Below are 22,918 nucleotides of genomic sequence, written 5' to 3' on the forward strand. Positions count from 1 at the left end.
GGGAGCTTCTTTTTGGGGCGCAGCCCCAATCCCCGCCAAAGGAATGATCCCTTTGGGATCCCGCTATTCCTGACCCTCGCCACTGCGAAAAAGCTGGCCGGCGACGTCGTTGACCGTCGGTGGGCTCACGCGCACGAAGGGGAGGGGACGGCAGACGGCGAGTGCCGCGAGGCCGAAGCGGGCGGTCATCAGGCCGTTGAGAACGCCCTCGCCGAGCTTGGCCGAGACGCGGGCCGCGAGCCCGAGGCCGAGCACCTGATGCAGCATGCCCTCGCCGACCGCCATGCCGCCGGTCACGGTGAGATGGGCGAGCGCGGCCCGGGCGAGCCGGAGGAAGCCGAGCAGGCCGGGGCGCCCGCCATAGATCGCCGCGATCCGGCGCAGCAGCCGCGCGGCGGAGAACACCACGAACGCGACGTCGACGATCGCCCGCGGGCTCAAGGCCGTCACCGCCGAAACCTGGCTCGCCGCCTGGGCGATCGCCGCCTTGGCCTGCCGGTCGAGGGGGCTCAGCAACTCGCCCTCGGCCAGCGCCAGCCGGTCGTCCACGTCGAGGATCGCATCGCCCACCGCGTCGAGGCGTCGGAGAGCGGGCGCGAGCGCCGGCCGGTCGGCGTAGAAGCCGCGCAGCTCCTGCACCACGCCCTGTGCCGCGGTGTGGTCGCGGGCCGTGAGCGCCGCGAGCGCCCGCCCGCGCAACGCCTCGATCTTGCGCTCGCGCCAGACCCCGAGCGCCTCGCGGGCGACGAGGGCCGTGAGCGCGACCAGGGCGACGGCGAGGAGGGCGAGCGCGACCCAGCCGAGCCAGGGCGCGGTGGCGAACAGGTCGGTGATCAGGCGCTCGACCGAGAGACCGACGGCGATGGTGACGAGGCCGCCCAGCGCGCTGAACAGGATCGACAGCCACGGCGCCCGGCGCCGGGGCGCCACAGGCACCGCGACGCCGTCGGCGGCGTCCACGATCTCGTAGGGCTCGTCGATGAGCCGCACATCGGGCCGCAACTCGGGCCGCGGCGGCGCCTCGGCGGACGCGGCCTCCGGCGGCGGTTGGTCGGTGGAGGGGATGCGGAAGGCGCGCGGGCGCTGCGGGTTGGTCACGTCAGCCGATCCCCGATCAGGAACTGCATGGCCCGGTCGAGCCGGATCTGCGGCAGGTGGCCCGGCCGTCCGAGGGCGTCGGGCCGGACCGGCGGCGGGCGGAAGCGGGGGAAGCGGAACGAGCCCGGCGGGACCGCCCCATCGAGCACCGCTTGCGGGTCGGCGGGCAATTCGCCGGGAAACACCGCGGCTTCCGAGAGACCGTCGAAGATCTCGTCGCCGACATGCTCGCCCGCCTCCGGCGTGCCGGAGACCGCGCGCAGCACCTCGCCGCCATCGTGGACCGTGGTCTCGCGGGTGGCGCGGACGGAGGCGAGCGCCACGGTGCCGACCCGCGCGCCCGCGGCCTCGGTCCGGCGCATGGCGCGGGAGACGAGCAGGCGCAGCAGCGCGTCGAGCCGGTCGTGGCTCGACTGGTGGAGGTGATCGGCCTTGGTCGCGGCGAACATGATCCGGTCGGCCCGCGGCGCGAAGAAGCGCGAGAGCAGGCTGTTGCGGCCGATCCGGAAGGCGAGCAGCACCGCGTCGAGCGCCTCCTCCAGTTCGGCCAGCGCCGCCGGCCCGGAATCGACCGCCGAGAGCACGTCCACCAGCACGATCTGCCGATCCACCCGCTGGAAATGCTCGCGGAAGAACGGCTCCACCACCTTGCTCTTGTAGGCCTCGAACCGCCGCTCCATCAGCGCACCGAGGCTGCCGGGGACTTGGCTTTCCTCCAGGCGGTCGAGGGGGGCGAAGGTCAGCATCGGCGAGCCAGCCAGATCCCCGGGCATCAGGAAGCGCCCCGGCGGCGTGGTGGCCACCGATTCCGCGCCCGCACGCAGCGCCCCGAGATAGGCCTTGAAGGCGTTGGCGGCACGCTCGGCCAGCACCTCGTCGAGGGGGGCTGCGGGGTCGAGTTCCTGCATGAGCGCGAGCCAGGGCGCGGCGATCCCGGCCCGGCCCGCCCGGCGGGTGCCGGCGATGGTGGCGCGCGACCACGCGACGTAGCTCTGATCGACCAGCGCCAGATCGAGCAGCCACTCGCCGGGATAGTCCACCACGTCGAGCATGAGGGTGGCCGGGCCGGTGCGCCAACCGCCGGCGCGCTCGTACTCGATGGCGAGGCGGAACTGACTGATCCGGTCGGTCGAGCCGGGCCAGCGCCGCGCCTCGGTGAGCGCGGCGAAATTCTCCTCGAAGGGGAAGCGCGGCACGTCGTCGTCGGGCTGCGGCACGAGCCGCGCCCGCCGCAGGCGGCCGGCTTGCGCCGGCTCGAAGGCGGGCAGGGCATGGCCCTCCACGAGGTGGTGGATCAGGGCCGTGGTGAAGACGGTCTTGCCCGAGCGGGCGAGGCCGGTGACGCCGAGCCGCAGCGTCGGCTGGATCAGGAGGTCGCTGGAGGCTTCCGCGAAGGCCTTGATCGCGGAACCCGCTTGCGCGGCGTAGTCGAAGAGGGGCGGCAAGGCGGGCTCGGGCGGCGGGCTTCGGTGGGAAGCGGGACGGGCTGTCAGGTGGCGCGCAAGCGCGGCGATCTCAAGATGCGTCCGCTCTGGACCGGAAGGTCCCCCCTCACGCGAACGAAAGCCGGTCTCGGTCGAGGCGCGGGTCGTAGAGCCACTTCCGGACCTTGCGCGCCGTGATCTTCGCCGCGTCGGGATGGGCGGGATTGATGAGGGCGTTCTGTTCCTCCGGGACGATGACGGAGGGGACCAGCAGGAGCGCCGACCGGTTTCCGTTCGCCCAGTCCGTGCCGAAGGCAAGGCTGACGAGGCCCGCCGGCTCGGCATCCCAGCCGACGGGCAGGGTGTCCGGCGTTGCGACCTCGGCCGACGCCCAGACGTCGTCCGGCACGTCGATCTCGACGAGGTACCGGTTCAGCGGCAGGCCGCCGGCATTGAGGTGGACGAAGGTTTCGAGGCAGGCGAGGGCCCGGCTGCCCGCCGCGTAGACCAGCGCGACTCCGACGTCGTTCCAGCGACCGCCGGAGAGCTTGGCGCCGGTCCCCGACATATCGTCGGCGGTGTAGGACCGGGCGTCCGTCCCGATCCGCCACAGCGACCGGCTCACGCATAGGCTCCGCTCTGGATCTGCGCCAACGCGCGCGACACCAGAGCTTGGCCTTCCATCGTGTCGAGGAGGTCGAGCGGCTTGCCGCCGCCCAGCGCCGGCAGGGGCTCGCGCAGCCAGCGCGACAGCCAGCCCGGCGCGTCGAAATCCTGCGCCGTGCCGGATTCCTGGATCATCGCTTCGAGCTGCCCGACCAGCTTGGCGAGGCCGACGACCCGCTCGCTGTCCTCGGCCGAGAGGGCCTCGTCCCTCGCCGCCTTCTTGTTCACCGTGGCCGTCTTCAGGTTGAGGGCATCGAACATCACTTGCTGGTCGAGATGCAGCGCGGTGATGAAGCCCTTGACCGTCCTGGCCGGAACCCCGGCTTTGATGACCTCGATGCGGTCGAAGGGTGAGGCGCGGTAGAGATCGAGATAGGCGAAGGGCCGCGCGCCGGGATGTGCACCGGGATGCGTGCCGGAAGGCGCATCGGGACCGCGCGACTTCCTCCGCTTGACCACGGCCTTGGCCGTCGTGTCCGTCATCGCGACTGCTCCTTCGAGCAACAAAATAGCTCGTTTGAGCAAGGCTGCAAGAGGTTCCGGAGACGCCCTCGTGCGTCACGCCGCGCGCAGGGCCCGGATCGTTCCCAGCGTATCCGTCCGCAGCGCCGCGAGGCGGTGGATCAGGTCGGGAAGGTCGCCGCCGTCCCGGCAGGCGGCCTCGATCTCGCGGCATAGATCGGAGAGCGCGACGAAGCCGAGGGCGCCTGCCGCGGCGACCATGGCGTGGGCGTCGTAGGCGAGCTGCTCCCGGTCGAAATCGCCCCGACCCGGTTCGGCGCCCTCGGGCAGGAAGCGCAGTTCGAGGTCGAGTTCGAGCAGGGACAGGAGCGACAGCACACGCTCACGGCCCATCGTGTCCTGCACGGCGGCGAAGGTCGCGCGGTCGAGCACCAAGCCGCCCTCGCCGTGCGCGCGATCCCCATCGCGCGGCCATTCGGATCGGGTCCTGACGCGTTCCGCGGGCGGGAGGGCCGCAGCCGCGCCGTCCCGCGCCCGCTGCGCCCCGATGACCCGCCAGCGCTCGATCACGGCGCAGAGCTGGGCGCGCTTGAACGGCTTGCCGACATGGTCGTCCATGCCCGCTGCGATCAACTCCTGCACCTGCCCGTCGAGAACGTTGGCGGTCATCGCCACGATCGGCAGGCGGGCCGCGGGGCCGGCCATGGCCCGGATCCGCCGGGCCGCGGTCAGACCGTCCATGCCCGGCATCTGCACGTCCATCAGCACGACGGCGTAGGGGTCGGTTCCGGCCTCCGGACCGTAGGCGGCCTCGATCGCCGCCAGCGCCGCGTGTCCGTCGCCCGCCACGTCGACGCGGTAGCCCTGCACCTCCAACACGGCGCGGGCCAGCGTCTGGTTGATCGGCACGTCCTCGACGAGCAGCAGCCGGGCCGGCCGCGCCGCTTCCAGGCGTTGCGGCGCGGCCTCGGCGGCGCGCGGAGGGGCGCCGGCCGGCAGGGCCAGGGTGAACCAGAAGATCGAGCCGACCCCCTCGACGCTCTCGACCCCGATCGCACCCCCCATCATGGTGACGAGGCGCTGGCAGATCGCGAGGCCGAGGCCCGACCCGCCGAAGCGGCGGCTGATCGAGCCGTCGACCTGGCTGAAGGGCTTGAACAGCCGGTGCTGCTGCGAGGGCGCGATGCCGATGCCGGTGTCGCGGATCTCGAAGCGCAGCGCCTCCCGCCGCCCGCCCTCCGCGTCCCGGACGGAACCCTCGTAGCGGACGGTGAGGGTGACCGAGCCGGCCGGGGTGAACTTGACCGCGTTGTTGAGCAGGTTGAACAGCACCTGCCGCAGGCGGTTCGCGTCGCCGATCACGCTCGCGGGGAGGTTCCGATCGATCCGCGCCTCGACGGTCAGCGCGCTCTTGAGGGCGCTGCCCCGGATGATTGCGACGGTGTCCTCGATCAGCTTGCCGAGGGCGAAGGGAAGCGGGTCGAGCGCGAGCTGGCCGGCCTCGATCTTGGAGACGTCGAGGACGTCGTTGACGACGGTGAGCAGGACCTCGCCCGAGACGCGGATCAGCTCCAGCCGGCGCTGATCCTCCGGATCCCGCTCGGGACGGTCGAGGAGCAGGTCGGCGTAGCCGAGGATGCCGTTGAGCGGCGTGCGGATCTCGTGGCTCATCGCCGCGAGGAACTCGCTCTTGGCCGCGCTCGCCCGCTCCGCCTCCACCGTGGCGGCCCGGGCTTCGGCAGTGGCCGCCCGCAGAGCCGCCTCCGCCGCCTTGCGGTCGGTGATGTCGAGATGCAGCCCGAGCATCCGGTAGGGCCGGCCCTCGCCGTCGTAGAGGGTGCGGCCGGAGGTGTAGAGCCAGCGCTCGCCCACGCGATACTCCGCCGTGAAGCGGCTCCGGCTGTCGACGGCGTGGTGGATATGATTCCATGCCTCGACGACGTCGTCGGGATGGATCGTCGCCGTCCATTCCGTCGGCGACAGGGCGCGGGGCCCGCCGGTCTCGGGCAGGCCGTAGAGGCGCACGCTCTCCGGCGACAGCAGCGTGATGCCGGTGCGCAGGTTCCAGTCGAAGGTGCCGGCCTCCGCGCCCTCCAGGGCGATGCCGAGCAGGCGGCTCGTATCCTCCATGGCGAGGCGGGCGGAGACGATCTCGTCGATGTCGAGCGCGGTGCCGATCCACTCGGTCACCTCGGCCGGATTGGCCGCACTGCGGATCGGGGTGAGCGACAGCTTGTGCCAGCGGTAGGAGCCGTCCCGTGCCCTCAGGCGCCACTGGCCGTCGTACCCTTGGCCGCTCGTCCGGGCCGCTTCCCAGGCCGCCTCCATTGCCGGGGCGTCGTCGGGATGGTTGCGGGCGAGCCGTTGCTCCCGTGAGAGGCCGATCGGTCCGTAATAGTCCGCGAAGCGCGTGTTGACGTAGGTCGCCTCGCCGCTCTCCGGATCGACGGTCCAGACGAGCAGCGGCAGCGCGTCGGAGAGGCTGCGGTAACGCATCTCGCTGTGGCGCATCTCCGCCTGGATCCGCAGCCGGTCGGTCACGTCCATGAGGATGCCGAACAGCCCGATGGTCCGGCCGGCCTCGTCGGTCTTGCCGGTGCCGCGCACCATCACGTCGCGAACCGTTCCGTCGGGGCGCGCGAACCGCGCCTCGAACTCGAAGTCGCCCCCACCGGCGATCGCCGCGGCGATGACCGCATCGACCCTCCCGCGATCGGCGGGGTGGCACAGTTCGGCGAGGTGGGGATGCTGCGCCGCCGGGGCCTCGGGGTCGAGGCCGGCGATGCGCAGCAGGCTCTCCGAGTAGAGCGGGTGGCCGCTGACGAAGTTGATGCGCCAATGGCCGACCTGAGCGATCTGCTCGGCCATGGTGAGCAGCGAGTTGGCGCTCGCCCGCTGCTCGATCTCCACGCCCTGGGCGCGGATGGTGCTCTCGTGGATTCGGCGCAGGGCCTTCTCGCTGGCGGTGACCAGATTGTCGCGCCGCAGCCGCATCTGCGCCGTCACGATCTCGGCGAGATCGCGCAGGGCCGCCGCGTCGTCCGGCGTGAAGTCCCGGGGCTGCGAATCGCCCAGGCAGAGGGCGCCCAGCCGCACCCCCGGCCGCAGGATCAGCGGGGCGCCAGCGTAGAACACGACGTGGGGCGGGCCGGTCACGATCCCGAGCCCGGAGAAGCGCGGGTCGCGGCGGGCATCGCGGACCACGAGGATCGCGTCCTGCTCGATCGTCCGGTCGCAGAAGGAGCCTTCTCGCGGCGTCTCCACCGGCATCGTGCCGGAGCAGGCCTTGAGCCACTGCCGCTCGGCATCGACCAGGCAGATATAGGCCGCCGCGACCCCGAACAGGCGCTGCGCCGTCCGGCAGACGGCCTCGAACGGCGTCTCCGGATCGCTGTCCAGGAGGCGCAGCGCATGCAGGGCCGCAAGGCGCTCGGCCTCGCTCGCCGATTCCGTGGTCACGGCCTCACCTTCGCTCCGGACACCGTGCGCTCGCCTCCGCCTCCCACCTCGCGTCCTCCGTCCGTTCCGGCCGGCACTGCAACGCTTGGATGTCCTGCGATGCGCCCCCGGAAGGGGCCGGTCAAGGGTGAAATCAGGGGTGAAATCAGAGGTAAGCCTGCTGCGTGCAGGCGGGCGGCCTCCAACGCCCAGATCATCCCCAGCATCATGTAGACATGGCGCCACTTTTCCACGTCGATCTGCAGGGCCTGGAGGAAGAACATCAATAGCGCCGGGAACACGATCTGCGCGTAGGCGCGGTAGGGCGAGGGGCGCAGCATCAGCCGGACACCGACGAAGGTGGTCGCCGCCACGAGGGCGATGAAGACGGTGCCCGCGACCCAGCCGCCGTTGGCGAAGCTGCCGATATAGGAATTGTGCGGCTCGAGGTTGAAGATCTGGCGCCAGCGTAAGGGGCCGAAACCGAACGGCTCCTCCAGCAGCATGCCCATGCCGCGGATCTGATTGCCGAAACGGCCGGTCTCGCCCTCGTCGTAGTCCTGCGTGACCGCGGCGCGGGTCTGGAAGGTCTGGGCGACGCTGTCGATCGACAGCAGCCCGGCGAGGGCGACCGCACCGAAGCCGACGGTGACGAGGCCGAGCGTCACGATCCGCCGCCGCAGGGCGCGGGATCGGCTCGTCGCGTAGAGCGCCCCGACCATCACGACCACCGCCACCACCGTGCCGCCCCAGGAGCCGCGGGAGAAGGACAGGAAGATGCCCGCCATCACGACGACGAGGCTGGCCAGCGACAACAGCGGCCGCCGGGTCGAGCCGGAGAGGAGGCCGTGGATCAGGTAGAGCGCGCCGAGCGTCAGGAAGGAGCCGAACACGTTCGGGTCCTGGAAGGTGCCCGAGGCCCGGCCGTACTTGTAGAACAGGTCCTCGATACCGAGGAGCTGGAGGTAGCCGACGATGCCCAGGGCCGCCGAGAGCACGCAGCTCGCGGTATAGGCCTTGAGCGCGACCTCGATGCGCGCCCGGGTGTCGTCGGCGTAGAGCATCGCGAAGAAGATGCACGTCACCACGAGGTAGGCGAGCTGCACGGTCCACGACACCGACAGCGGCTCGTTGAGATAGGGCAGCAGCGCGATTCCGATCGAGGCGAGATAGGCGAGGAGCAGCAGCACCAGGGGCATCGCGCCCCGGTGCAGGCGGATGCCGAGCGCCAGCCACAGCACGATCGTCGGGATCGCCACGAGGTCGTAGGGCGAGGCGTCCGAGAAGGCGAAGCAGGCGAAGAAGATGAACGCCGCGTGGAGGATGCTCGCCAGCCCCTGGACCGCGCGCAGGACGGGGACGCGGCCCCAGGCGCCTGCGGCCCATGGCGAAGTGCCTGCGGCCCATGGTGATGAGCCCGCGGCCGATCGCGACGGGTCGGCCGTCGCGCCCGTCAGCGCGACTGTCGTGGAGGACATCGGCGAACTCGAACTCTCGCGGGGCGCCGCGCACGCCACCCGCCGGAACCGCGCGAGGCGGCGCCCGGCAGGATTGCGGACCCTTCAACCGGGCTGATCGAACCACTGAAAGGTTGCGTTTTGCCCAATGAACCGAGGCGGACGAACCGCGCTCCTTCCAGGGCATGGCGCCCTGCGCCGAGAGGCTCGGATCCGCCGCTTGCCCTCCGGAGACCCGCCTGCGAGGGCCGCTCCGGGTGGATCGAGCGGCCGGGCATCGCCGTCGAAGGGATGCGCTGAGACCGGTTCAGCCACGATGCCGGCCACCATGCAGGGGACGAGGTTTTGCCCCGCGCGACGTCGGATTCGTGGGAGAGACTGATCGAGCGGCGCCGCTCTCGAATGCACGACAAGACAGACAGAAATCGGCGGTGCGTTTGTTCCGCTTCATCGCGTGCGCCATGACACGTCACGCCGGGCGAGGCGTCCCCATATCCAATTCATCGAGACGAAACGAGGCCGGATGATCGGGTCTCTCTTGAGAATAGGATCGGAAAAACAGATGAAGACCCGTATTGCCGCCGCCGTCGCCGCCGTTGTTCTGGGCATTGCCCCCGTGACCTCCGCCTTGGCCTTCAGCGAGAGCTATACCCGTCCGGCTCCGCTGGTCACCGGCTGGTCCGCGCCGCTCGGCGTTCACGACGGCCCGTTCTACGCCGCCTGCCCGATGAACTCCGCCGCGGAAGGCAATGCCAACCAGCAGAACTTCCCGGTCAAGCAGTACGGTCAGACCACCGGCGGCTATCGCTGCTAAGGCCGGCCACGGCCAAGGCTCTGGCCAAGGCTCAGATCACGATGCCGGCCCGATCCTGCGGGATCGGGCCTTCTTTGCCCCGACTGACCCTAAAAGGCGGCGCGCTCCCGCTGCCGCCGATCTCGAACGGAGGAAACGCGACGTATGCGGATGATGAAGGCCTTTTCTTACGGAATGATCGGTGTGTTCGCCCTCGGACTCGCGACCGCGGTGGTCGGAGCCGCGAACCTGCTGCTCAACCTCTGATGGCAGGGGCCTCCGTCCGACCGTCGCCCGGTCGAGATGACGATCCATGAGAAAGGGCCGCCCCGACGGGCGGCCCTTTTTTCGTGCGCGGTTGCAAGGGGCGCGGTTTCGCCTCACGCCTTGCAGGCGAAAAAGCCTTCGCGGATCGCCTCCGGATCGAGGTTGCGGCCGATGAAGACGACGCGGGAGACGCGCGGCTCGTCGGCACCCCATTCACCCTGGACGTCGCCGTCGAGGATCATGTGCACGCCCTGGAAGACGAAGCGCTTCGGCTCGTCGGGGAAGGCGACGATGCCCTTGCAGCGCAGGATGTCCGGCCCCTGGACCTGAGTCAGGTTCGAGATCCACGGCATGAACTTCTCCGGATCGACCAGCCCGTCGATCTTGGCCGAGACCGACTGCATCTGTTCGTCGTGGTGATGGTGGTGGCCCTCTTCCAGGAAGTCGGGCTCCACATCGAGGATGCGCGACAGGTCGAAGGCATTGCGGTCGAGCACCTGATCGAGCGGGATCGCGCAGCGCTCGGTGCGGTGGACCTTGGCCCAGGGATTGATCGCGCGGATCTGGCCCTCGACCCGGTCGAGATCCTCGCCCGAGACGAGGTCGGACTTGTTGAGCAGGATCACGTCGGCAAACGCGATCTGGTTCTTGGCCTCGGGCGCGTCGGCGAGCCGGTCGGTGAGCCACTTGGCGTCGGCCACCGTCACCACCGCGTCGAGCCGGGCCGCCTCGCCGACATCCTGGTCGACGAAGAAGGTCTGAGCGACCGGGGCGGGGTCGGCGAGCCCGGTGGTCTCGACGATGATCGCGTCGAACTTGCCGCGGCGCTTCACCAGCCCGTCCATGATGCGGATCAGGTCGCCGCGCACGGTGCAGCAGACGCAGCCGTTGTTCATCTCGAACACTTCCTCGTCGGCGCCGACGACGAGGTCGTTGTCGATGCCGATCTCGCCGAACTCGTTGACGATCACGGCGTAGCGCTTGCCGTGCTGTTCGGTGAGGATGCGGTTGAGCAGCGTCGTCTTGCCGGCTCCGAGATAGCCGGTGAGCACCGTCACCGGGATCTTTTCGGACGAGGCGGAGACGGGAGAGGCGTCGGACATGAGGGACCTGGGCAGCTTGTTCGGTGACGGGGTGTCAGGCTGTCATATTGTATCATCCGGCGTTCATGAAAGGCCGCGTCGACGCAACGCAGCCTCCTGTCAGGCTTGGCTGCCGGAGGGCGCCGGCCGCAGCCCCTCGCTGAGCGCCGCCAGCGTCCGCCCGAACCCCTCCGGCCCCGCCAGGAAGCGCTCCAGCAGCAAGGCCCCCTCCAGCGCCGCCACGATCATCCGGGCATGGCCCTGCGGGTCGAGCCCGGCGCGGACGCTGCCGTCGAACTGCCCCTCCTCGATCACCCCGGCGAGCCAGGCGATGTGCTTGTCGAAGAAGGCGGTGATGGCCCGTCGCAGCGCCTCGGGCAGCGTCTCCAGCTCGACGGCGAGCGCCGCGCACAGGCAGCCCAGCCCCTGCTCGACCCCGCCGAGATAGAGCCGGCCATAGGCCACGATCCGCGCCACTCCGTCCCGGGTCCGCTCCGAGATGTCGTCGAGCGCCGCGTCGTAGCGGGCGTCGTAGGCCTCGATCAGCGCCTGGGCGAGCGCTTCCTTGGTGCGGAAATGGTGGTGGATGCTCGCCTTGCGGATGCCGACGGCCTCGGCGAGATCGGCGTAGCTGAAGCCGGAATAGCCCCGGCCGCGCACCAGGATCTCGGCCTCGCTGAGCAGCGATGCGCGCGTGTCTCTCATCGCCTGTCTCTCAACGTCCGTCCGCTCGCGGTTCATCCATCCGTGCGGGGTCGATCACGTGATCGCGACGGACCCGTACGCTGGGTGATGGTGGCACTTGACGCACCAAAAATCTACCTACTAGATGGTTTGCACTATATCGATAAATTCGCCGGGAGGATCGGCCGATGGCGGCCCTTGCACGCCGGAACTGCGAGCCGGCCGGAGGCGGGCGTTGAGCGCGTCCGTCACGCGCCGCGCCGCCCTGTTCGGCGGGTTCTGCCTGTGCTGCCTGCCGCGGCCGGGCTTCGCCGTCGACGCGCTGTCGATGGAGGAGGTCGCGCCCGGCACCTTCATCCGGCGCGGCCCCGATGCCGAGGCGACCCCCGAGAACGCCGACGGCATCGCCAATATCGGCTTCATCGTCGGCCGCGACGGGGTGCTCGTCACCGAATCCGGCGGCAGCCTCGCCGACGGGCAATGGCTGCGCGAACAAATCGCCCGGCGCACGGACAAGCCGATCCGCTACGTGATGCTCACCCATGTGCATCCCGACCACGTCTTCGGCGCCGCCGCCTTCCGCGGCGACAACCCGACCTTCGTCGGCCACGCCGCCTTGCGCGGGGCGCTCGATGCCCGGGGCGCGTTCTACCGCCAGCGCCTCGCCGAGATCCTCGGCGAAGACAAGGCGGGGGAGGTGGTCTATCCGACGATGGAGGTGAAGGACGGCGCGGAGATCGATCTCGGCGACCGGACCCTGCGGCTCACGGCCCACGGCAGCGCCCACACCAGCTGCGACCTGTCGATGCTCGATACCGGCAGCGGCCTGCTGTTCCCGGCCGACCTGCTCTTCGTCGGCCGCATCCCCTCGCTCGACGGCAGCCTGCTCGGCTGGTTCAAGGAGATCGAGCGTCTGAAGGCGATGGGCGCCGCCGATGCCGTGCCGGGCCACGGCCCGACCCGCGTCGCCTTCGCCCCCGCGATGGCCGATCTCGCGCGTTATCTCACGGCGCTGCGCGACGAGACCCGCAAGGCGGTGGCCTCCGGCGTGCCGATCGAGGCCGCGGTCCAGAGCGTGGCGCTGGGGGAGAAGGACAGGTGGGCGCTGTTCGACACCTATAACGGCCGCAACGTCACCCAGGCCTACCAAGAACTCGAATGGGAATGACCGCCGCACGGTTCGGGGGATTCGCCGGAAGGAGACACGCCATGAAAGGCCCTGTCATGAAACGCCTGATGCTCGCCCTCAGCCTCACGCTCTCGGCCGCCGCGCTCGCGCCGGCCCCAGTGAGGGCCGGCGCCACCGATACTGACGAGGAGCGCGCCGCCCGCTGGTCCGAGATCAAGGCGTCGATCTTCGGCGACCGCAAGGTCGAGGCCAGCCCGAGCGCCGTGACCATCGACGCCCCCGCCCGCGCCCTCGACGCCGCCCTGGTGCCGATCGGCCTGACGCTCGCCGACAAGGACAGCGTCAAGGGCCTCTACTTCATCATCGACGACAACCCCTCGCCCTACGCGGCGCATTTCACCTTCGGGCCGGCGGCCGATCCGGGCGAGATCAAGATGCGGGTGCGGGTGAACAACTACACCAACGTCCACGCGGTGGTGGAGACCAAGGACGGGCGGCTCCTCGAATCGGCGAAGTTCGTCAAAGCCTCGGGCGGCTGCTCGGCGCCGATGGGCATGAGCGACGAGGAGGCGATGAAGGGCATGGGCGAGATGCGCATGAAGTTCGTCGGCGACGTCCAGCCGGGCAAGCCGGCCGAGGCGACGCTGATGGTGCGCCACCCGAATTTCTCCGGGATGCAGATGAACCAGCTCACCCGCGACTACACCCCGGCCCGCTACATCCAGAAGCTCGACGTCACCTACGGCGACAAGCTCGTGTTCCACCTCGACGGCGACATCTCCATCGCCTCGAACCCGGTCATCAACTTCGCCTTCAAGCCGGAGGGGCAAGGCTCGCTCAAGGTCGTGGCCTCCGACAACCAGGAGGGGCGCTGGGAGCACAGCTTCCCGGTTCCCTCGGCCAGCAACTGACGCCGGTGGGGATGTCGATGCGGATGCGGGTGATTGCGAGAGGCGCGGCGCTCGCCGCGCTGGGCCTGATGCTCGGCGCGGCCGGTCCCGCCGATTCGCCGGTCAACGTGCCGGAGCCGGAGGGGTATTACACCGGGCCGCCGCGGGGTTACACGCCGGCGACCCTCAAGGGCGCGACGGTCATCGACCTGAAGGGCCTCGAGGCGCTGCTGCCGGAGCGGCCGGTTCTCATCGACGTGGTGCTCGCCGACCATCGGCCGGCGGGCCTGCCCGCCGACCGGCCCTGGCTGCCGACCCACCGCTCGATCCCCGACGCGGTCTGGATGCCGGGGGCGGGCGCCGCGCCGCTCGCGCCGGAGAAGGAGGACGCCTTCCTCGCGCGGGTCGCCGCGCTGACCGGCGGGGACAAAGCCAAGCCGATCGTGACCTTCTGCCGGCCGGAATGCTGGGGCAGCTGGAACGCGGGCAAGCGGCTGGTCGCGGCCGGCTACAGCCGCGTCCACTGGTTCCCCCTCGGCGTCGAGGGCTGGCAGGACGATCACGACACCGCCGTCGCCCGGCCCGACCCGGCCTGGATGGCCGCCGCCAGCGAGCGTGCGGCCCAGCGCTGAGGCCGCGACGCGAGACGCCGTGAGGATGAACCGATGACGACCCGCCGCCACGTCCTCGTCCTCGCGGCCGCGCTCATGGCGGGCGGCCTGCCCGCTGCCGGACAGGCCGCCGCCCCCGTCGCCTTCGACCCGGCAGCCTTCGCGGCGGCGCAGGCCGAGGGGCGCCCCATCCTCGTGCAGATCTCGGCGCCCTGGTGCCCGATCTGCCGGGCGCAGAAGCCGATCCTGGCGACGTTCTCCGCCGATCCGCGCTTCAAGAACCTTGCGATCTTCACGATCGACTTCGACAGCCAGCGCGACCTCGTGCGCCGGTTCGGGGCGCAGATGCAGAGCACGCTCATCGTCTACAAGGGCGCCGCCGAGGTGGCCCGCTCCGTCGGCGAGACCCAGGCGGAATGGATCGAGCAACTCCTCGAAAGGGCGCTGTGACACGATTCCGCCACAATTTGCGGAGGCCGGTCAGCACGGCTGAAACGGCAGCAATCTCAATCGCCTCGACCGTCCATCCGTGCCATTGACACCGGCCCGGATGTGGCGGAAAAACGGCAAGCCCGGAGGCGGCTCGAAGTCTAGGGAGGAAAGGCCCGAAAAGGGCAGAGGCGACGACCGAACCAGATCTTACAGTGCCGTCGGCTGCCGCTCCCGGTGGCCATGGCGTGAGGGAACCGGATCGTCGCCGCAGGAGAAGGCCTTGCCCCTCCGGGTGCCCCTTCTCGCCGTGACACTTCCTTCCGATCCACCGGAACCGGCCCATATGCCCCTTTGGCGAGGGACGAACGGGCTTATAGAGGCGTTCCGTCACGCCGCGTCCGGCCCGCCGGACGCTCCCGGGATCGCTAGCCTTCCGGATCACGAGCCATGTCGCAGGTCGTCCACACCCGTCGTCTGCAGGCGGTCGATCTGATCAAGCGCAAGGCCGAGGGGCGCAAGATCATCGCGCTCACCGCCTACCACGCGCACACCGCCAACATCGTCGATTCCTACTGCGACTTCGTGCTGGTGGGCGATTCCCTCGGCATGGTCATGCATGGGATGGAATCGACGCTGCCGGTGACCCTGGAAATGATGATCCTCCAGGCCCAGGCGGTGATGCGCGGCACCGCGCGCGCCCTGGTCGTGGTCGACATGCCGTTCGGCTCCTACGAGGCGAGCCGCGAGCAGGCCTTCCTCAACGCCGCCCGCGTCCTCAAGGAGACGGGGGCCGGGGCGGTCAAGCTGGAGGGCGGGGCACGCTTCGCCGAGACGGTCGCCTTCCTGACCGAGCGGGGCGTGCCGGTGATGGGCCATATCGGCCTCACCCCCCAATCCGTGAACACCATGGGCGGCTTCAAGGTCCAGGGGCACGGGGCCGGCGACGAGGACCGCCTGCGGGCGGATGCCCGGGCGATCAGCGAGGCGGGCGCCTTCGCCATCGTTATGGAGGGCATCGTCGAGCCGGTGGCCCGGGCCATCGCCACCGATCCGTCGATCCGCGCGGCCACCATCGGCATCGGCGCCACCGCCGCCTGCGACGGGCAGATCCTCGTGCTCGAGGACATGCTGGGCCTGAGCGACCGGGTGCCGAAATTCGTCAAGAGCTACGGCTCGCTGCGTGCCCATATCGAGGAGGCGGTGCGCGCCTATGCCGACGAGGTCCTGGCGGGCCGCTTCCCGGCGGACGGGCACACCTACCCGCCGCGGTGAAGGCGCCGGGCCGCTGGCGGCTTGACGAAACCGGCCTCATCGGGCATTGACCGCGCCGGAATTCGGCCGGGGCTTCCCGGCCTTTTGCGTTTCGCCCGCGCTGGCGCGCCACCAGCGAATCGCCCCTCGACCCGCTTTAGGAGCGCCCAGCCATGGCCAAGGCCGTTACCGTCAAGATCCGCCTCGTTTCGACCGCCGATACGGGCTACTTCTACGTCACGAAGAAGAACTCCCGCACGCAGACCGAGAAGATGGTCATGAAGAAGTATGACCCGGTCGCGCGCAAGCACGTCGAGTTCAAGGAAGCCAAGATCAAGTAAGCAGGGCTCGATCCCGCTTTCGCTTCCATCCCTTCGCGGATGGTTCGAGGCCGCTCCGGTGACGGGGCGGCCTTTTGCGTTCGAGGCATGGGAGAGGCATGGGAATTGGACGCGTGGGACGAGGCGCCGGGCGATCACCCTCGCGGGATTTTGTCACGCCGCCGCGGCGTCGAGGCCATCCCCGTGCAAGCGAGATCGTGTAGACCGAAAGGTATGAACGCCTCTGCCTCGCATCTTGTTCCCGCCGGCATCGCGCTGACGATCGCCTCCGCCGCTACGGCCCTCGACCGCGCCGGCTACGCGCATTCGGCCGAGATCACCATCAGCGCCGCGCTCGCCGCGGCCGCGCTGATGGTGCTGGTGCGCGCCGCGCCGACGTGGTTCCGGGTCGGCTGATCCCGATTCATCCGGGCCGCGGTCAGGCGCGGTCGAGCCGGACCGACAGCATCCGTACCGTGAGGCGGGGCGAGAACGGCAGGCCCGTGAGCAGGTGCGCCCGCCGCACGACGTCGCCCGCCCGCGGCCCGCGGGCGCCGACGACGCGCTCCCCCCGCGCGGCGATCCGGTCCGGCAAGGCCGCGTGCGCCCGCCGCATCCGGCCGAGGGCGATGTCCGGTCGGGCGGTGCCGACGAACCGGTCCAGGCTGCGGATCCAGCCCTCGGCCGGGATGTCGCCCGGCTCCAGGCACAGCAGCCACTCGCGCCGCGCCGCCTTGGCCCCCGCGCCCCACGGGTTCGCGCCGGGCGGGCACACCACCAGGGTGGCGCCGCTGCCCTCGGCCACGGTCTCCAGGGCGGGGCAGGCCTCCGCCGTCACGATCACCGCATCGCCCACGAGCCCGGCCGCCACGCCCGCGACGAGCGCGCTCAGCGTGTCGGCGAGGCACTCGATCGCAGCCGGGTCGGAGGAGCGCGCCACGTGGATGAGGCCGGAGATCATGCCGGGCGAATAACCGATTTTCCGCGGCTGCAAAGCATTCGTTGCACGACCATTCCCGAAGACGCGCCCGGAAAGGCCGACAAAGCCCGCGCCTGCATCAAACTTGTGCATTCGCGCTTTCCATGTTCTCTATTTGTTCCTATGGCAGGGGCGAGCGGAGCGCTGGCATGGCGAGGGGATCGGGTGTGGGTGAGGAACGAACGCCGTCTCGGGGCCGGATGGAGGGCGCGCGGATCGCGCCCGAGGCGCGGCGCGGGCGCGGGGCGACGGCCAATCCGGACGGGCGTTTCGAGGCGACCCGGCGCGAGGGTTTCGACGATGGCTGGCCGGAGGAGGCGGCGGGCGCCCGGCGCACCGATGTGACGCCGGAGCGCGCCCGCCACATCATCACGCGCAACGCCTCGCCCGACATCTCGTTCGACCGTTCGATCAACCCGTATCGCGGCTGCGAGCACGGCTGCATCTACTGCTTCGCCCGGCCGAACCACGGCTATGTCGGCCTCTCGCCGGGGCTCGATTTCGAGACGCGGCTGTTCGCGAAGCCCGACGCGGCGGCCCTTCTGGAGCGCGAATTGTCGGCTCCCGGCTACCGGCCGCGGACCATCGCGCTCGGGACCGCGACCGACCCCTACCAGCCGATCGAGCGCAGCCACGGCCTCACCCGTTCCGTGCTGGAGGTGCTGGCCCGCTTCCGCCATCCGGTCGGCATCGTCACCAAGTCGAACCTGATCCTGCGCGACCGCGACCTCCTCGCGGCGATGGCGGCGCAGGATCTCGTGAAAGTGGCGATCTCGGTCACCACCCTCGATCCGGATCTGGCCCGCCGCATGGAGCCCCGCGCGCCGCATCCGCGCAAGCGCCTGGAGGCGATCCGCGCCTTGAGCGAAGCGGGCGTGCCGGTGATGGTGCTGACCGCTCCCGTCATCCCCTCGCTCAACGATCACGAGATCGAGGCGATCCTGGAAGCGGCCCGGGCGGCGGGGGCGCGGGAGGCCGGCTACGTGCTGCTGCGCCTGCCGCACGAACTCGACGACCTCGTCGGCGACTGGTTCACCGAGCATTATCCGGGGCGGAAGGCGCATGTCTTCTCGCTCCTGAGCGGGGCCCGCGGCGGCAAGACCTACGACGCCGCCTTCGGCACCCGCATGATCGGCCAGGGCCCCTACGCCGATCTGATCCGAAGCCGGTTCGCCCTGGCCAAGCGCCGCCTCGGCTACTCCGACGAGCCACTCCGCCAGACGACGGCGCTGTTTCGCAGGCCGGAGGCGGCGGGGGACCAACTCGCGCTGTTTTGAGGGCACTGCGTGTTGAGAGTGCCTCCCTTTCCCCGCTTGCGGGGAGGGGCACTTCAGTCGTTGGAGCTACGTGACGAACCTGACACGACGCCCGCGGCCGCGAAGCGTCCCGTGAAGCTCACGCGGTGATGCGGGCTGCGCCCTTGCGCGGTCAGCCCTGCGAGGTGGGCGGCGGTGCCGTAGCCGGCATTGCGCTCCCAGGCATAGGCCGGGTGTCGCAGCGCCAGCCGGCGCATCAGGTCGTCGCGACACGTCTTCGCGACGATGGAGGCGGCGGCGATCTGCGGCACGAGACGGTCGCCGCCCACCACCGCGCGGCAGGGCTGGACCAGGCCGGGAATCGCGTCGCGCCCGTCCACCAGCACGGCGGCGTCGAGGCCGAGCCCGGCGACCGCCCGGCGCATGGCATCGAGGGTCGCCCCGCGTACGTTCACCCGGTCCACCAAGGCCCGCGAGCCCGCCGCGAGCGAGACCCGCGCATGCGCCCGGATCAGCGGCGTCAGAGCCTCGCGGGTCGCGCGGTCGAGACGCTTGCTGTCGTCGAGCCGGGCCAGGATCTCCGCGGGAAAGGCGAGGGGATCGAACCAGACCGCGGCCACCATCACCGGCCCGCACAGGGCGCCGCGCCCGACCTCGTCGCAGCCGATCACCGCCGGATAGGTCGCCGCGCGCGCCGGATCGAACGGGCGCAGGGCTTTCGGGGGCAAGGTTTTGGGAGACGGGGCTTGTGTGGGTTTCGGTCGAGGGGCCATGGCGCGGACCCTCGCATCCCCGCGCGTGCCCGTCATCCCGCGGGCGGCGAACGCCCTGCGGACAAGGAGGGCTGTGACGGAAAAGAATCAGCCCGGGCGGGGCAGGGCGGCACCGTTCGGGGGGCGGGCGGCGCGGTGCATCGGCCCGAGCGCGTGGGCGGTCGCGATGTTGTCGTAGAACTGGCGCGCGCTCTCACTCCAAGTGTAGCGCAGGGCCTCCGCCCGGCAGCGCTCCCGCGGGATCGCGAGCGCGGCGAGAGCGGCGGCGCGCAGATCCGTGTCGAGGGCGCCGGCCCCCGTACCGCCGATGACGTCGAGCGGACCGGTGACGGGGAAGGCCGCGACCGGCAGGCCCGAGGCCAGGGCTTCGAGCAGCACGATGCCGAAGGTGTCGGTGAGGCTCGGGAACACGAAGGCATCGGCGCCGGCATAGACCCGCGCCAGCGCCTCGCCGGTGAGCGCGCCGAGGAAATGGGCGTCGGGCGCCAGCGCCTGGAGCCGGGCCCGATCCGGTCCGTCGCCGACCACCACCTTGGAGCCCGGCAGGTCGAGGGCGAGGAAGGCAGCGAGATTCTTCTCCACCGCCAGCCGCCCGACCGAGAGGAAGATCGGCCGGGGCAGGTGCGGAAAGAGGTCGGCTCCGGTGTCCTCGCCGCGGGGGCGGAACAGGTCGGTGTCGACGCCCCGGGTCCAGCGCATCAGGCGGGTGAAGCCGCGGCCCGCAAGCTCCCGCTCCAGCGAGGGCGTGCTGACCATGGTGCCGCTCGCCGCGGCGTGGAAGCGGCGCAGCCACGCGTAGCTCCAGGCCTCCGGCACGGGGGCGCGGGCGGCGAGATATTCGGGGAAGCGGGTGTGGTAGCTCGTGGTGAAGGCCTGCCCGCGGGCGAGGCAGGCGGCGCGCACGGCGTGGCCGATCGGCCCCTCGGTGGCGATGTGCACGTGGGTCGGGGCGATCTGCTCCCAGCGGGCGAGCACCCGGCCCCGCGTGACGAGGGAGAGCCGGATCTCGGAATAGCCCGGCATCGGCAGCGAGGCGAAGTCGGCCGGCGTCAGCATCAGCGGCTCGACGCCGAGGCCGGCGGCGGCCTCGGCCATGCGCTCCACGGAGCGGACCACGCCGTTGACCTGCGGGTGCCACGCATCGGTGGCGAGCAGCAGCCTCATTCCGGCCTCATGGGGGATCTCATCGCTCGGCTCAGGCGACGGCGCGGCGGATCTCGGGCTCGAAGCTCTCCGCGGCGCGGCGCTCGCGCAGCATGGTCGGGTAGTGCAGCACCTCCATCCGGCCGTCGTAATGCTCGACGATGCCGGTGCAGGATTCCACCCAGTCGCCGGTGTTGAGGTAGGTCAGCCCCTCGACCTCGCGGTGCGCGGCGTGGTGGATGTGGCCGCAGATCACCCCATCCGCCCCCTGGCGCCGGGCTTCGCTCGCCAGGAAGGTCTCGAACTGGCCGATGAAGTTGACCGCGTTCTTCACCTTGAGCTTCGCCCAAGCCGAGAGCGACCAGTAGGCCAGTCCGAGGCGGCGGCGCACGCGGTTCACCACCGTGTTGACGGCGAGCGCCGTGGTGTAGGCCCAGTCGCCGAGATGGGCGAGCCACTTGGAGTGGCGCACCACCATGTCGAACTGGTCGCCGTGGATGACGAGGTAGCGCTTGCCGTCGGCCGCGACGTGGACCCGGCTGTCGGCGATCTCGACGCCGCCGAAGGTCATGCCGATATAGTCGCGCAGGAACTCGTCGTGGTTGCCGGGCACGTAGACGACGTGGGCGCCTTTGCGCACCTTGCGCAGCAGCTTCTGCACGACGTCGTTGTGCGCCTGCGGCCAGTACCAGCCGGAGCGGAGCTGCCAGCCGTCGACGATGTCGCCGACGAGGTAGATCGTGTCGGCATCGACGTCGCGCAGGAAGTCGAGAAGCAGGGCCGCCTGGCAGCCCTTGGTGCCGAGATGGAGATCGGACAGGAAGAGCGTCCGAACGCGGATGGTCGATTCCGGATCCTGTGACACTGGCGCTCCGGCTCCCTGCAACCGCCCGCGACGGGGAGAGCCAAAACCCATTCCGATCTCAGTTTGATGACGGGAGGGTGCACCATCGTGCCGCGCCCCGGTGCGCGCTCCGGTGCGCGCCCTGGGCCGTCCGGCGACCCGGCCGGCCCCGGATGCGCTCTGCCGCAGACCCTGCCCGCGGCCCGTGCATACGAAAATCTTTTTGTTTTTCAGTTCAGTTTTTTCCGTTTTCCATTCCCTGGCGGGGCGGGCATAACGGCGGCCAAGGTCATCCGCCGCGCGTGCCTCGTGCCGGCGCGGCAGCACCCGGCAGAGGTGCGGGAATGGCCGCGACGGATGGGAGCGCTGGACAATCAGCGGGAGCGCGCTTGAATGCGGCGCGAAGCTGACGCATCGAGGGTTCGGTCCTTTGGAGGCGACCGGCGCGGCTGCACGCGCCGCGACGCGAACGGCATGCTGGCCGCTTCGCCGCTCCGGGACGATCAACGATCCGACATCGCAGTGCTATGGTCCCGGCCCGCGGGAGGCCTTTTCGCGGACAGCGGCGAGGCTTGAAGACGTTTCGCGGCGGGCTCGCACCCGCTACCAGAACCGGGCGGGATCGCGGCCACGAAGGCCTAACCTGCCCAGAACGACTTGATTGGAGGAAATTCTCATGGCGGCAACGAGACGTCCGGGACGCAACCACCTGTTCGTTCCCGGTCCGACCAACATCCCGGACCGGGTGATGCGCGCCATGATGGTGCAGTCCGAGGATCACCGCTCGGTCGATTTCCCGTCCCTGACGAAGCCGCTGTTCGAGGACACCAAGAAGGTGTTCGGCTCGACCGAGGGCACGATCTTCCTGTTCCCGGCCTCCGGCACCGGCATCTGGGAATCGGCGCTGACCAACACCCTCGCCCGCGGCGACAAGGTGCTGACCTCGCGCTACGGCCAGTTCAGCCATCTCTGGATCGACATGGCCCAGCGCCTCGGCCTGGACGTGATCGTCCAGGAGGAGGAGTGGGGCACCGGCGCCAAGCCCGAGAAGATCGAGGAGGCCCTGCGCGCCGATAAGAATCATGAGATCAAGGCCGTCATGGTGGTCCATAACGAGACCGCGACCGGCGTGACCTCGAACATCGGCGCCGTGCGCAAGGCGATCGACGCCGCCAGCCACCCGGCCATGCTGTTCGTCGACGGCGTGTCCTCGATCGGCTCGCTGCCGTTCTACGCCGACGAGTGGAAGGTCGATTGCGCCATCGCCGGCTCCCAGAAGGGCCTGATGCTGCCCGCCGGCCTCGGCGTGATCTGCGTCAGCCAGAAGGCGCTCAAGGCCGCCGAAGGCCAGTCCGGCCGCAACGACCGGCTCGCCCGCGTCTACTTCGATTGGGAAGACCACAAGAAGCAGAACCCGTCCGGCTACTTCCCCTACACCCCGCCGCTGCCGCTGCTCTACGGCCTGCGCGAAGCCCTCGCCTGCCTGTTCGAGGAAGGCCTGGAGAACGTCTACCACCGCCACGCCGTGCTCGGCGAGGCGACCCGCCAGGCCGTCGCGGCCTGGGGCCTGAAGACCTGCGCCAAGTCGCCGGAGTGGAACTCCGACACCGTCACCGCCATCCTGGCGCCCGAGGGTGTGGACGCGGCCAAGATCATCAAGCACGCCTATGTGCGCTACAACCTCGCGCTCGGCGCCGGGCTCTCGCAGGTCGCGGGCAAGGTGTTCCGCATCGGCCATGTCGGTGACCTGAACGAGCTGTCCCTGCTCGGCGCGATCGCCGGTGCCGAGATGTCGCTGCTCGACAACGGCGTGAACGTGACGCCGGGTTCGGGCGTGGCCGCGGCCTCCAGCTACCTGCGCGAGAACCCCCTCTCGAAGTCCTGATTTTTGGTGAGCGGCGCCGGTTCCAACGGCGCCG

General features: G+C 70.4%; 22 protein-coding genes. 10 read left to right on the forward strand and 12 right to left on the reverse strand.

From position 1 onward, the window contains the following. Nucleotides 1-63: 63 nt before the first annotated feature. The 6 genes from HNR51_RS00970 to HNR51_RS00995 form a co-directional block, all read right to left on the reverse strand. Nucleotides 64-1,098, reverse strand: coding sequence for a YcjF family protein (locus tag HNR51_RS00970; RefSeq protein WP_182553718.1), 1,035 nt, complete (start codon nucleotides 1,096-1,098; stop codon nucleotides 64-66). Next, on the reverse strand, nucleotides 1,095-2,543 hold the full coding sequence (locus tag HNR51_RS00975; protein ID WP_182553719.1) for a YcjX family GTP-binding protein: 1,449 nt from the start codon (nucleotides 2,541-2,543) through the stop codon (nucleotides 1,095-1,097). Before HNR51_RS00975 ends, HNR51_RS00970 begins: the two co-directional genes overlap by 4 nt. A gap of 106 nt (nucleotides 2,544-2,649) precedes the next feature. Continuing rightward, nucleotides 2,650-3,147: a type II toxin-antitoxin system Prs ADP-ribosylating toxin ParT gene (parT, locus tag HNR51_RS00980; RefSeq protein ID WP_012453636.1), complete on the reverse strand. Its 498-nt coding sequence runs from the start codon at nucleotides 3,145-3,147 to the stop codon at nucleotides 2,650-2,652. Next, the gene (locus tag HNR51_RS00985) at nucleotides 3,144-3,671 is read right to left on the reverse strand and encodes an Xre family toxin-antitoxin system antitoxin (protein ID WP_152276574.1); all 528 of its coding nucleotides are present in this window, start codon (nucleotides 3,669-3,671) and stop codon (nucleotides 3,144-3,146) included. The genes parT and HNR51_RS00985 overlap by 4 nt, the downstream gene beginning before the upstream one ends. A gap of 75 nt (nucleotides 3,672-3,746) precedes the next feature. Continuing rightward, a complete protein-coding gene (locus HNR51_RS00990; RefSeq protein ID WP_182553720.1) occupies nucleotides 3,747-7,109 on the reverse strand; it encodes a PAS domain-containing protein in 3,363 nt (1,120 codons plus the stop codon). Then, nucleotides 7,106-8,566: an O-antigen ligase family protein gene (locus HNR51_RS00995; protein WP_182553721.1), complete on the reverse strand. Its 1,461-nt coding sequence runs from the start codon at nucleotides 8,564-8,566 to the stop codon at nucleotides 7,106-7,108. Before HNR51_RS00995 ends, HNR51_RS00990 begins: the two co-directional genes overlap by 4 nt. Nucleotides 8,567-9,107: 541 nt before the next feature. Between HNR51_RS00995 and HNR51_RS01000 the strand changes: the two genes are divergently transcribed. After that, nucleotides 9,108-9,359, forward strand: coding sequence for a hypothetical protein (locus HNR51_RS01000; protein ID WP_141951090.1), 252 nt, complete (start codon nucleotides 9,108-9,110; stop codon nucleotides 9,357-9,359). 359 nt (nucleotides 9,360-9,718) lie between these two features. On the opposite strand, the gene HNR51_RS01005 is transcribed toward HNR51_RS01000, so the two are convergent. Together HNR51_RS01005 and HNR51_RS01010 are read right to left on the reverse strand one after the other, a co-directional pair. Next, nucleotides 9,719-10,708 (reverse strand): CobW family GTP-binding protein, encoded by a 990-nt coding sequence (locus HNR51_RS01005; protein WP_182553722.1) that lies wholly within the window; start codon nucleotides 10,706-10,708, stop codon nucleotides 9,719-9,721. 99 nt (nucleotides 10,709-10,807) lie between these two features. After that, nucleotides 10,808-11,392: a TetR/AcrR family transcriptional regulator gene (locus HNR51_RS01010; RefSeq protein WP_182553723.1), complete on the reverse strand. Its 585-nt coding sequence runs from the start codon at nucleotides 11,390-11,392 to the stop codon at nucleotides 10,808-10,810. A gap of 214 nt (nucleotides 11,393-11,606) precedes the next feature. Here HNR51_RS01010 and HNR51_RS01015 point away from each other — a divergent pair, with 214 nt between their 5' ends. The 7 genes from HNR51_RS01015 (at nucleotide 11,607) to HNR51_RS01045 (ending at nucleotide 16,421) form a co-directional block, all read left to right on the forward strand. Then, on the forward strand, nucleotides 11,607-12,539 hold the full coding sequence (locus tag HNR51_RS01015; protein WP_012453645.1) for a quinoprotein relay system zinc metallohydrolase 2: 933 nt from the start codon (nucleotides 11,607-11,609) through the stop codon (nucleotides 12,537-12,539). 56 nt (nucleotides 12,540-12,595) lie between these two features. Next, nucleotides 12,596-13,411 (forward strand): quinoprotein dehydrogenase-associated SoxYZ-like carrier, encoded by an 816-nt coding sequence (locus HNR51_RS01020; RefSeq protein WP_152276741.1) that lies wholly within the window; start codon nucleotides 12,596-12,598, stop codon nucleotides 13,409-13,411. A gap of 23 nt (nucleotides 13,412-13,434) precedes the next feature. After that, nucleotides 13,435-14,022 carry a rhodanese-like domain-containing protein gene (locus HNR51_RS01025; RefSeq protein ID WP_152276581.1) on the forward strand — a complete coding sequence of 196 codons (588 nt, stop codon included), beginning with the start codon at nucleotides 13,435-13,437 and terminating at the stop codon, nucleotides 14,020-14,022. A 33-nt stretch (nucleotides 14,023-14,055) separates the two neighbouring features. After that, nucleotides 14,056-14,451: a thioredoxin family protein gene (locus HNR51_RS01030; protein ID WP_182553724.1), complete on the forward strand. Its 396-nt coding sequence runs from the start codon at nucleotides 14,056-14,058 to the stop codon at nucleotides 14,449-14,451. A gap of 429 nt (nucleotides 14,452-14,880) precedes the next feature. Next, entirely contained in the window at nucleotides 14,881-15,705 is an 825-nt protein-coding gene (gene panB / locus HNR51_RS01035; protein ID WP_182553725.1) for a 3-methyl-2-oxobutanoate hydroxymethyltransferase, read from the forward strand. 152 nt (nucleotides 15,706-15,857) lie between these two features. Beyond that, entirely contained in the window at nucleotides 15,858-16,025 is a 168-nt protein-coding gene (gene rpmG / locus HNR51_RS01040; RefSeq protein ID WP_003602581.1) for a 50S ribosomal protein L33, read from the forward strand. Between the two features lie 213 nt (nucleotides 16,026-16,238). Further along, nucleotides 16,239-16,421, forward strand: coding sequence for a hypothetical protein (locus HNR51_RS01045; RefSeq protein ID WP_012453650.1), 183 nt, complete (start codon nucleotides 16,239-16,241; stop codon nucleotides 16,419-16,421). 22 nt (nucleotides 16,422-16,443) lie between these two features. Here the strand turns inward: HNR51_RS01045 and HNR51_RS01050 are convergent, their stop codons facing one another. Further along, complete coding sequence (locus HNR51_RS01050; protein ID WP_182553726.1) at nucleotides 16,444-16,965, reverse strand: hypothetical protein; 522 nt, start codon at nucleotides 16,963-16,965, stop codon at nucleotides 16,444-16,446. A gap of 167 nt (nucleotides 16,966-17,132) precedes the next feature. On the opposite strand from HNR51_RS01050, the gene HNR51_RS01055 reads away from it, so the two are divergent. Further along, nucleotides 17,133-18,260: a PA0069 family radical SAM protein gene (locus HNR51_RS01055; RefSeq protein ID WP_182553727.1), complete on the forward strand. Its 1,128-nt coding sequence runs from the start codon at nucleotides 17,133-17,135 to the stop codon at nucleotides 18,258-18,260. Nucleotides 18,261-18,313: 53 nt separating this feature from the next. Here the strand turns inward: HNR51_RS01055 and rnhB are convergent, their stop codons facing one another. The 3 genes from rnhB to HNR51_RS01070 all read right to left on the reverse strand — a co-directional run bounded on the left by rnhB (nucleotide 18,314) and on the right by HNR51_RS01070 (nucleotide 21,020). Then, on the reverse strand, nucleotides 18,314-19,012 hold the full coding sequence (gene rnhB / locus HNR51_RS01060) for a ribonuclease HII (protein ID WP_182553728.1): 699 nt from the start codon (nucleotides 19,010-19,012) through the stop codon (nucleotides 18,314-18,316). A gap of 87 nt (nucleotides 19,013-19,099) precedes the next feature. Next, nucleotides 19,100-20,176: a glycosyltransferase family 4 protein gene (locus HNR51_RS01065; RefSeq protein ID WP_182553729.1), complete on the reverse strand. Its 1,077-nt coding sequence runs from the start codon at nucleotides 20,174-20,176 to the stop codon at nucleotides 19,100-19,102. A 31-nt stretch (nucleotides 20,177-20,207) separates the two neighbouring features. Beyond that, nucleotides 20,208-21,020 (reverse strand): UDP-2,3-diacylglucosamine diphosphatase, encoded by an 813-nt coding sequence (locus HNR51_RS01070; protein WP_141951101.1) that lies wholly within the window; start codon nucleotides 21,018-21,020, stop codon nucleotides 20,208-20,210. 655 nt (nucleotides 21,021-21,675) lie between these two features. Between HNR51_RS01070 and HNR51_RS01075 the strand changes: the two genes are divergently transcribed. Then, on the forward strand, nucleotides 21,676-22,884 hold the full coding sequence (locus HNR51_RS01075) for an aminotransferase class V-fold PLP-dependent enzyme (protein WP_182553730.1): 1,209 nt from the start codon (nucleotides 21,676-21,678) through the stop codon (nucleotides 22,882-22,884). The last annotated feature ends 34 nt before the right edge of the window (nucleotides 22,885-22,918 follow it).

The sequence above is a fragment of the Methylorubrum thiocyanatum genome (genome assembly GCA_014138645.1).
Taxonomy (GTDB): domain Bacteria; phylum Pseudomonadota; class Alphaproteobacteria; order Rhizobiales; family Beijerinckiaceae; genus Methylobacterium; species Methylobacterium thiocyanatum.

Excerpts from the sequence above, each read along its gene's own strand:
- HNR51_RS00985 (WP_152276574.1), bottom strand. The coding sequence starts at position 3,671 with ATGACGGACACGACGGCCAAGGCCGTGGTCAAGCGGAGGAAGTCGCGC.
- HNR51_RS00995 (WP_182553721.1), bottom strand. The coding sequence starts at position 8,566 with ATGTCCTCCACGACAGTCGCGCTGACGGGCGCGACGGCCGACCCGTCG.
- HNR51_RS01000 (WP_141951090.1), top strand. The coding sequence starts at position 9,108 with ATGAAGACCCGTATTGCCGCCGCCGTCGCCGCCGTTGTTCTGGGCATT.
- HNR51_RS01005 (WP_182553722.1), bottom strand. The coding sequence starts at position 10,708 with ATGTCCGACGCCTCTCCCGTCTCCGCCTCGTCCGAAAAGATCCCGGTG.
- HNR51_RS01010 (WP_182553723.1), bottom strand. The coding sequence starts at position 11,392 with ATGAGAGACACGCGCGCATCGCTGCTCAGCGAGGCCGAGATCCTGGTG.
- HNR51_RS01020 (WP_152276741.1), top strand. The coding sequence starts at position 12,596 with ATGAAACGCCTGATGCTCGCCCTCAGCCTCACGCTCTCGGCCGCCGCG.
- HNR51_RS01025 (WP_152276581.1), top strand. The coding sequence starts at position 13,435 with ATGCGGGTGATTGCGAGAGGCGCGGCGCTCGCCGCGCTGGGCCTGATG.
- HNR51_RS01030 (WP_182553724.1), top strand. The coding sequence starts at position 14,056 with ATGACGACCCGCCGCCACGTCCTCGTCCTCGCGGCCGCGCTCATGGCG.
- panB (WP_182553725.1), top strand. The coding sequence starts at position 14,881 with ATGTCGCAGGTCGTCCACACCCGTCGTCTGCAGGCGGTCGATCTGATC.
- rpmG (WP_003602581.1), top strand. The coding sequence starts at position 15,858 with ATGGCCAAGGCCGTTACCGTCAAGATCCGCCTCGTTTCGACCGCCGAT.
- HNR51_RS01045 (WP_012453650.1), top strand. The coding sequence starts at position 16,239 with ATGAACGCCTCTGCCTCGCATCTTGTTCCCGCCGGCATCGCGCTGACG.
- HNR51_RS01050 (WP_182553726.1), bottom strand. The coding sequence starts at position 16,965 with ATGATCTCCGGCCTCATCCACGTGGCGCGCTCCTCCGACCCGGCTGCG.
- HNR51_RS01055 (WP_182553727.1), top strand. The coding sequence starts at position 17,133 with ATGGCGAGGGGATCGGGTGTGGGTGAGGAACGAACGCCGTCTCGGGGC.
- rnhB (WP_182553728.1), bottom strand. The coding sequence starts at position 19,012 with ATGGCCCCTCGACCGAAACCCACACAAGCCCCGTCTCCCAAAACCTTG.
- HNR51_RS01065 (WP_182553729.1), bottom strand. The coding sequence starts at position 20,176 with ATGAGGCTGCTGCTCGCCACCGATGCGTGGCACCCGCAGGTCAACGGC.
- HNR51_RS01075 (WP_182553730.1), top strand. The coding sequence starts at position 21,676 with ATGGCGGCAACGAGACGTCCGGGACGCAACCACCTGTTCGTTCCCGGT.